Raw genomic sequence first — 6,357 nt, forward strand, 5'->3', positions numbered from 1 at the left:
ACCCGAACCCGCACCCGTCGTGTTGATCAAGAGGTGTGCGTCACCTCACCGCCGTTCGTGACGCACATCTCTTGATCAACGCAGACGGGCACGGCGGACCCGCGGGGACGGGCACGGCCGGCGCATGTGCGCGGCGGAGCGCTCGTGGGCGCGGCGAAGCGCTCGGGGACGGCCACGGCCGGCGTTCACGGGCAAGCTGGGCGTGCTGGGGATGGGTCAGCGGGTGGGGTGGGCCTAGCGGTGGCCGCTCCCATGTCCGCGCGGTCAGAGGGTCTGGACGGTGGCGATGCGTTCCTCGAGCTGCTCGATGGTGGCCTGGGCGCTCGGCGGGCCCCCGCAGATCCGGCGCAGCTCGGCGTGGATCTTGCCGTGCGGCTGGCCGGTGCGGTGATGCCGGGCGGCCACCAGCGCGTTCAGCTGGCGGCGCAGTGCCACCCGGCGCTGGGCGGCGCTCATCGGCGCCGGCGGCGCCGCCGACGGGCTCTCCACGGCCTGCTCGGCGGTCCGCTGGGTGGCCCGCCGGCGCTGGGCGGCGAGCTGTTCCGCCTGGCGCTTTGTCAGCAGCATCGAGACCTGGTCGGCGGTGAGCAGTCCGGGCAGCCCGAGGTACTCCTCTTCCTCGGGTGTGCCGGCCTGGGCCGCGGTGCCGAACGAGGCGCCGTCGAAGATCACCTGGTCCAGCTCGGCCGTGGCGCTCAGCGCCGCGAACCTCTTCTCCAGCTCACCGCTGGCCTGGTCGTCGCGCTGGGCGCGGTCGAGCAGGTCGTCGTCGAAGCCGTCGCGGTCCTTCGGCTTGCCGAGCACGTGGTCACGTTCGGCCTCCATCTCGCTCGCCAGCCCGAGCAGGTGCGGCACGCTGGGCAGGAAGACCGAGGCCGTCTCGCCCGGGCGGCGGGCCCGGACGAACCGGCCGATCGCCTGGGCGAAGTAGAGCGGGGTGCTGGCGCTGGTCGCGTAGACGCCGACCGCGAGACGGGGGATGTCGACGCCCTCGGAGACCATCCGGACCGCCACCAGCCACCGCTGGTCGGACGCCCCGAACGTGGCGATCCGGGCCGAGGCCCCCACGTCGTCGGAGAGCACCACGGCGGCCCGCTCGCCGGTCACCTGCTCGATCAGCTTGGCGTACGCGCGGGCGGCCTGCTGATCGCTGGCGATGACCAGGCCGCCGGCGTCGGGCATGCCGGCGTTGCGCAGCACGGTCAGCCGGGCGTCGGCGGCCCGCAGCACCTGCGGCATCCAGTCGCCGGCCGGGTCGAGGGCGGTACGCCAGGCCTGCGCGATCAGATCCTGGGTCATCGGCTCGCCCAGCCGCGCCGCCAACTCCTCACCGGCGTTGGTCCGCCACCGGGTCTCCCCCGAGTACGCCAGGAAGAGCACCGGCCGGACCACGCCGTCGCGCAGCGCGTCGGAGTAGCCGTACACCGAGTCGGCGCGTGAGCGCAGCAGGCCGTCGCCGCCCCGCTCGTAGGTGACGAACGGGATCGGGTTGTCGTCGGAACGGAACGGGGTGCCGGTGAGCATCAACCGGCGCACCGCGGGCTCGAAGGCCGCTTTCACCCCGTCGCCCCAGGACCGGGAGTCCCCGGCGTGGTGGATCTCGTCCAGGATGACCAGGGTGGGACGGGTCATCGTCCGCCGGCGGTGCACCTGTGGGGCCATCCCGACCTGCGCGTAGGTGACCACCGCCCCGTGGAAGTCGGCGGCGGAGTGCAGGTCGGCGTTGCGGAACGCGGCGTCGAGCTGGATACCGATCCGGGCCGCCGACTGGGCCCACTGGTTCTTCAGGTGCTCGGTGGGTGCCACCACGGTGACCGCCCCGACGGTGCCGTCGGCGAGCAGTTCGGCGGCGATCCGCAGGGCGAAGGTGGTCTTGCCGGCGCCGGGCGTGGCGACCGCGGTGAAGTCCTCGCTCCGGCGGCGGAGGTACTCCACCAGCGCCTTGCGCTGCCAGGCGCGTAGTGCCGGGAACGTCTCGAGCGCCGGCGTCCGGGCTGCCACGCGTAGCTCCTCTCCGACCGCACGATGGCGGACCCCGGGCGAGGGCCACGGGTCCCGCCGCCCATGAAAACGCCTCCGCGCAGAAGATGCCGCGAAGGCCGACTCAGCATAACCAGCGACGGCGTCACGCCCCACCTGACGCCACGCTGGTCACATTCCCACCGCTGGCCCCACCCCACGGTCGCCGGAGCCCTGTCCTGCGGCAGACCGCCGGGTCAGGGGTGGGGGCCGCGGATGCCGGAGGGCGGTGGGCGCAGCGTGGCCACCGGTGCCGACCAGCGCCGCCGGAGCGCGATCAGGCGCAGCACGAAGACGGACCCGGCCGCCACGGTCAGCCAGGCGGCGTTGGCGTGGCCAAGCCCGTCCAGCACGGCCACCATGATCGAGCCGGCGAGCGCGGCCACGGCGTAGATCTCCCGGCGCAGCACCACCGGGATCTCGGCGGTGAGCAGGTCCCGCCCGAGACCACCGCCGATCGCGGTGAGCATGCCGACCACGCAGGCGCCGACCGCCGGCACCTGGGCGTCGAGGGCCTTGACCGTGCCGGTGACGGTGAACAGCCCCAGGCCGGCCGCGTCCAGCACCAGCACGGTGGTGCGCAGCCGGGCGAGTTGGGGGTGCAGCCAGAAGACGGCCACGGCGGTGACCGCCGCGGTGGCGGCGTACCGCCAGTCGGCGAAGGCCAGCGGGGGGACCTCGTTGATCACGAGATCGCGGAATATCCCGCCACCGAGGGCCGCCACGAAGCCGACGAAGACGACGCCGAAGAGGTCGAGCCGTTTGGCCACCGCCGCGGAGGCGCCGGAGGCCGCGAAGACGGCGACCCCGGTCAGGTCGGCGAGGAGCAGGGCGGTGGAGGTGGTCACCGCCGAAGGTTACGTGGACGGCCGGAGCGGACGCCCTGGATCACTCGTCCCAGGAGTCGTAGATCTCCTTGCACTTCGGGCAGACCGGCGAGCCGGGCTTGGCCGCCTTGGTCACCGGGAAGGTCTCTCCGCAGAGCGCGATGACGAACGTGCCCATGACGGCGCTCTCGGCGATCTTTTCCTTCCGGACGTAGTGGAACATCTCGGGACCGGTGTCCGCGTCCTTCAGCTCCGGACGCTCAAGAACCTGAGTACTCACTTCTGCACCTCCAACCGTCAAGTCTGGCAGGTCACTGCGGCCCGGTCCACTTCAGGCCGCCGCCGGCGCGGGTCGTACCGTGATGATGTGACCGACTTGCACATCCGTTACGGCACTGAGGTGACCGACGCGCTGCGCGACGGGCATCCCGTCGTCGCCCTGGAAAGCACCATCGTCTCGCACGGCCTGCCCCGGCCGGACAACCTGCGGGTGGCCCGGCAGATCGAGCAGGCGGTCCGCGAGGCGGGCGCGGTGCCGGCGACCATCGGCATGGTCGCCGGCGAACTGGTGGTGGGCCTCGACGACCCCCGGCTGACCCGGCTCGCCACCGTCGACGGGGTGGCCAAGCTCTCCGTACGCGATCTCGCCGTGGCCGCCGCCACCGGCGCGGACGGCGCCACGACCGTGGCCGCGACCAGCGCGGTGGCCGCGGCGGCCGGGATCGGCGTGTTCGCCACCGGTGGGCTCGGCGGGGTGCACCGGGAGGCCGCGCAGAGCTTCGACGAGTCGGCCGACCTGGTCACCCTGGCCCGCACGCCGATCACGGTGGTCTGCGCCGGGGTCAAGTCGATCCTCGACGTCGGCGCCACGCTGGAGCGGCTGGAGACGCTCGGTGTCGGCGTGATCGGCTACCGCACCCGGCGCTTCCCCGGCTTCTACCTCACCGACGGCGGTTTCGACCTGGACTGGTCGGTCGACTCACCCGAACAGGTGGCGGACGTGCTGGCCGCCCGGGAGCAGCACGGCGTGCACCACGGCGGCCTGATCGTGGCCAACCCGCTGCCGGCCGACGAGCAACTCGACCCGGAGCTGCACGATCGCACCCTCGCCGACGGGCTGGCGCGGCTGGAGCGCGACGGGGTGACCGGCAAGGCGGTGACGCCGTACCTGCTCGCCCACTTCCACTCGGCCACCGAGGGGGCCAGCCTGGCGGTGAACGTCCGGATCATTCTGCGCAACGCCGAGCTCGCCGCCCGGATCGCGGTCGCGGCGGCCGCCCGCCGCGCCGGCGCATGACGGCAGGCCGTGTCCTCGTCGTCGGCGACCTGATCACCGACGTGGTGGCGGTGCTCGCCGGCCCGCCGGCGACCGGGTCGGACACCCCGGCGGCGATCCGGTTCAGCGGCGGCGGCCAGGCCGCCAACACCGCGGCCTGGCTGGCCGCTCAGGGCGTGCCGGTGACCCTGGTCGGCGCGGTCGGTGACGACGGCGCGGGCCGGGAGCGCGTGGCCGAGCTGGAGCAGGCCGGCGTCGAGTGCGCGGTGGCCCGGCACCCGGACCGGCCCACCGGCACCGTCATCGTGCTGGCAACCGACGGCGAACGCACGATGATCACCGAGCGGGGCGCGAACCTGCGGCTGACCGCGGCGCAGGTCGACGAGGCACTGGCGGCCGCGCCCGACGCGCGGCACCTGCACCTGTCCGGCTACCCGCTGCTGGACGCGGAGTCGCGCCCGGCGGGACTGCGGGCGCTGGCCGCCGCCCGCGAGCGCGGGCTCACCACCAGCGTCGACGCGGCCTCCGCGGCGCCGCTGCGGCGGGTCGGCGCGACGGCCTTCCTGGCCTGGGTACGCGGGGTCGACCTACTGCTGGTCAACGCCGACGAGGCGACGGTCCTCGCGGGCGGTCTGGACCCGGCGGCACAGGGGCGGGCGCTGTCGGCCGCCGCCCGCCGGGTGGTGGTCAAGCGGGGCGCGGCCGGGGCGGTCTGGGTGGACCGGGAGGCGACGGTCACGGTGGCACCGGCGCGCCGGGTGGCGGTGGTGGACGTCACCGGGGCCGGGGACGCGTTCGCGGCCGGCCTGCTGGCCGCCTGGCTCGACGGCGCGCGGCCGGCGGCGGCACTGGGCCGGGCGGCTGACCTCGGCGCCCTGGCCGTCTCCCGGGTCGGCGCCCGACCGCAACGCTGAGCGCCGGTCACCGAGCCCCCGCCCGCGGCGCACGTCGACGTCCGCGGGGCATCCGCAGGTCGGTTGCGGCAGTCCATCTCGCCACGGGCCGGGGGCCGGTTACCCGCCATCGCGGGCCCGGCTGGAGCTGCCGACGGCGGGGCCGGGGTGGCGGCCGACCCCGGGCGGTCAGGACTCGGCGTCGATGACCTTGTGCGGCCGCTCCTCGGCGGTGAGGCTCATCGGCGGGGTCTCGTCACGGCGGCGCGCCTGGAACCTGCTGGTGAGGCGGTGCTGCTCCTTGGGCGGCCGGTCGTTGGCCAGCAGCACCGCCAGCCAGGGAATGAGGATCATGCCCAGCCCGACCAGTGGCAGCCAGAGCCAGAGCAGGGGCGCCTGTGCGCCGACCAGGATCGCACCGACGATCACGCAGGCCACCCGGATGCCCATCATCAGCACGTACCGCCGCTGCCGGCTGGTGAGCTGATCGTCCTGGCTGCGCGAGGCGTCGGTGATCAGGATCGGCTGGTACGCCTGACGCTTCACCATGGGCCTCCTCGAGGGGATTACGCCCCATCCTGTCACCTCCCCCGCGTGATCAGCGAGAATCGGCTCATCCGCTGCCCGTGTTACGCACGTGGTACGCTCGCGCCGTGGGCAGCAGGTTCAGCTTCACCGACGAGGCGTTGGCCAACCTGGGGGTCTACGACGTCACGCCGGGGGAAGTCTGGGAGGCGCTGCACAGCAGCCGGCGGGTCATCCGCCACCTGGGCGACGACGTGATGGTCGTCTACGCCACCGCCCGGGGGCGTCGGCTGGCCGTGCTGCTCGCCGAGGCCGACGGCACCGACAACGACTGGGACATCCTCTCCGCCCGCGAGCTGAGCGACGTCGAGGTCAAGCGCTACGACGAGGCCGTGCGGAGATCTCGCCGATGAGGAGGCGGTGACGATGAACCGTAACGACGCGACCAAGCAGTTCCACAGCGGCGGTGACCGGCTCGCGGAGCTGATCGACGGGAGCCAGCCGGTGGAGTTGCCCACCCCCGACACCGACACCCCGATGGTCAGCCGCTCGGTCCGGCTGCCGCTGGAGACGTACGAACGGGTGCGCACGGCGGCCGAGGCGCGCGGCATCGGCGTCACCACGCTGATGCGGCAGTGGATCGAGGCCGGCCTGGCCGACCTGGACGACTCGGCGACGGTCTCGCTGGCCGACGTCCGGCGGGCGTTGGCCGCGCTCGCCCACCCCACCGCCGCCTAGTAGCCGTCACAACGGCGACGCGGGCCGCTCCGGCGGTCGGCCCGCGCACCGCAGCGCGTCGGCCAACGCCACCCCGCCC

The 6,357-nt window shown here is 74.0% G+C and carries 8 protein-coding genes; 4 read left to right on the forward strand and 4 right to left on the reverse strand.

From position 1 onward, the window contains the following. Window positions 1-264 precede the first annotated feature (264 nt). The 3 genes from C1I99_RS27835 to C1I99_RS27845 form a co-directional block, all read right to left on the reverse strand. Window positions 265-2,001, reverse strand: a complete 1,737-nt coding sequence (locus tag C1I99_RS27835) for a DEAD/DEAH box helicase (protein WP_111137178.1) — start codon at window positions 1,999-2,001, stop codon at window positions 265-267. Between the two features lie 215 nt (window positions 2,002-2,216). Continuing rightward, window positions 2,217-2,867 (reverse strand): trimeric intracellular cation channel family protein, encoded by a 651-nt coding sequence (locus C1I99_RS27840; protein ID WP_111137179.1) that lies wholly within the window; start codon window positions 2,865-2,867, stop codon window positions 2,217-2,219. A 40-nt stretch (window positions 2,868-2,907) separates the two neighbouring features. Beyond that, on the reverse strand, window positions 2,908-3,126 hold the full coding sequence (locus tag C1I99_RS27845) for a DUF3039 domain-containing protein (protein ID WP_111137180.1): 219 nt from the start codon (window positions 3,124-3,126) through the stop codon (window positions 2,908-2,910). Window positions 3,127-3,213: 87 nt separating this feature from the next. Here C1I99_RS27845 and C1I99_RS27850 point away from each other — a divergent pair, with 87 nt between their 5' ends. Both C1I99_RS27850 and C1I99_RS27855 read left to right on the forward strand, forming a co-directional pair. Continuing rightward, window positions 3,214-4,143: a pseudouridine-5'-phosphate glycosidase gene (locus C1I99_RS27850; protein WP_111137181.1), complete on the forward strand. Its 930-nt coding sequence runs from the start codon at window positions 3,214-3,216 to the stop codon at window positions 4,141-4,143. Continuing rightward, window positions 4,140-5,036: a carbohydrate kinase family protein gene (locus tag C1I99_RS27855; RefSeq protein WP_111137182.1), complete on the forward strand. Its 897-nt coding sequence runs from the start codon at window positions 4,140-4,142 to the stop codon at window positions 5,034-5,036. The genes C1I99_RS27850 and C1I99_RS27855 overlap by 4 nt, the downstream gene beginning before the upstream one ends. A 168-nt stretch (window positions 5,037-5,204) precedes the next feature. On the opposite strand, the gene C1I99_RS27860 is transcribed toward C1I99_RS27855, so the two are convergent. Beyond that, complete coding sequence (locus C1I99_RS27860; protein WP_199562414.1) at window positions 5,205-5,564, reverse strand: DUF3099 domain-containing protein; 360 nt, start codon at window positions 5,562-5,564, stop codon at window positions 5,205-5,207. Between the two features lie 104 nt (window positions 5,565-5,668). On the opposite strand from C1I99_RS27860, the gene C1I99_RS27865 reads away from it, so the two are divergent. Both C1I99_RS27865 and C1I99_RS27870 read left to right on the forward strand, forming a co-directional pair. Then, entirely contained in the window at window positions 5,669-5,953 is a 285-nt protein-coding gene (locus C1I99_RS27865) for a hypothetical protein (RefSeq protein ID WP_233512762.1), read from the forward strand. A 13-nt stretch (window positions 5,954-5,966) separates the two neighbouring features. Beyond that, on the forward strand, window positions 5,967-6,278 hold the full coding sequence (locus C1I99_RS27870) for a hypothetical protein (RefSeq protein ID WP_111137185.1): 312 nt from the start codon (window positions 5,967-5,969) through the stop codon (window positions 6,276-6,278). Window positions 6,279-6,357: the final 79 nt, after the last annotated feature.

Source organism: Micromonospora deserti (genome assembly GCF_003236335.1).
Taxonomy (GTDB): domain Bacteria; phylum Actinomycetota; class Actinomycetes; order Mycobacteriales; family Micromonosporaceae; genus Micromonospora; species Micromonospora deserti.

Coding starts and splice junctions, on each gene's coding strand:
- C1I99_RS27855 (WP_111137182.1), top strand. CDS start 4,140: ATGACGGCAGGCCGTGTCCTCGTCGTCGGCGACCTGATCACCGACGTG.
- C1I99_RS27860 (WP_199562414.1), bottom strand. CDS start 5,564: ATGGTGAAGCGTCAGGCGTACCAGCCGATCCTGATCACCGACGCCTCG.
- C1I99_RS27870 (WP_111137185.1), top strand. CDS start 5,967: ATGAACCGTAACGACGCGACCAAGCAGTTCCACAGCGGCGGTGACCGG.